The organism is Xanthomonas sp. BRIP62415 (assembly GCF_003993515.1).
Lineage (GTDB): Bacteria > Pseudomonadota > Gammaproteobacteria > Xanthomonadales > Xanthomonadaceae > Xanthomonas > Xanthomonas euroxanthea.
The window spans coordinates 1-1448 of the sequence record NZ_QEZH01000041.1 but is presented as its reverse complement, the minus strand read 5'-3'; the positions used below and the strand labels follow the sequence as shown (position 1 = coordinate 1448).

General features: G+C 69.2%; 1 protein-coding gene. It reads right to left on the bottom strand.

The features are described 5' to 3' along the window. On the bottom strand, positions 1-1448 hold a 1448-nt coding region (locus EO141_RS20925), incomplete at both ends, for an amino acid adenylation domain-containing protein (RefSeq protein WP_127170197.1).

The window sequence follows — 1448 nt, the reverse complement described above, 5'->3', positions numbered from 1 at the left end:
ATCTGCGCCAGCGCCTGTTCCACCTCGCCCTGGGGCGCCTCGTGCGTGTCGGCAGCACGCGCAGCGCCCGGTTTCGGCAACGCCGCCTTGTCGATCTTCCCGTTGGCCGTCAGCGGCAGCCGGTCCAGGCCCACGTACAACGCCGGCACCATGTACTCCGGCACCCACTCACCGAGGTAGCGCTGCAGCTCGCCTGTCCCCGGCACCGTATTGCCCGGCAGTGCCACCACATACGCCACCAGCCGCTTGCCCTCGCCAGCGTCGTGTGCCTGCACGCTCACCGCACCCAACTGGGGATGGCTGGTCAGCGCACGCTCCACTTCTCCCAGTTCGATCCGGTAACCGCGCACCTTCACCTGCGCATCGTCGCGGCCCAGATACTCCAGCATGCCGTCGCTGCGGTAGCGCACCCGGTCGCCGGTGGCGTACAGCCGTGCACCAGCCCCACCGCCGAACGCATCCGGCACGAACCGCTGCGCCGTCGCCGCCGCATGCCCCACATACCCAATCCCCACGCCGCTGCCGCCGACGTACAGTTCGCCCACCGTCCCCGGCGGCACCAGTTGGCCGGCGTGGTCCAGCACGTACGCGCTGCGCCCGGCCACGCCGCGCCCGATCGGCACGCTGCCCTGTCCGGTCCACCCATTCAACGCCAGGCAGCAACTGAAGGTGGTCGCCTCCGTCGGGCCGTAGCCGTTCACCAGCGTGCCGCTGAACGGCAGCGCCAGATAGCGCTGCACATGCACAGGCGACAGCGCATCACCGCCGGCCAGCAGATAGCGCAGCCCCCTCAAACCCTGCGGATGCTCATCGACCATCAACTGGAACAGCGCCGCCGTCAGCCACAGCACTGTCACCCCGTTGGCCTCGATCAACCGACCCAGCTCGCTCAGCGAGACCCGCCCTTCCGGCGCCATCACCAGCCGCCCTCCGTTGAGCAGCGCACCCCAGATTTCAAAGGTGGACGCATCAAAGGACACCGGCGCCAGCTGCAGCAGCACATCGTCCTGGCCCAACGTCACGTAGTCCTGGCCCACGACCAGATCGACGATCCCGCCATCGCTGACCAACACCCCCTTGGGCCGACCCGTCGAGCCGGAGGTGAACATCACATAGGCCGCACTGTTGCCGCTGCGCCCGGCCCACTCGTAACGCTCGCCACCGGCGATGGCCGCGTCCAGGCTGGACCACTGCAGTACCGGAGCCAGCGCCCACTCCGGCACTTGATCGCTTACCAGCCATGCCACCTGTGCATCGGCCTGCATCGCCCGCAGGCGCTCGGCAGGATAGCTGGCATCCAGCGGCACGTAACTCGCCCCGGCGCGCACGATGCCCAGCAAGGTGGCCACCAGCCAGCGCGAACGAGCCAGGCTGACGCCTATGCGCATCCCCGGCTGCACCCCGCTGCGCTGCAGGGCCCAGGCAATCGCCGCACTGGCTGCCTCCAG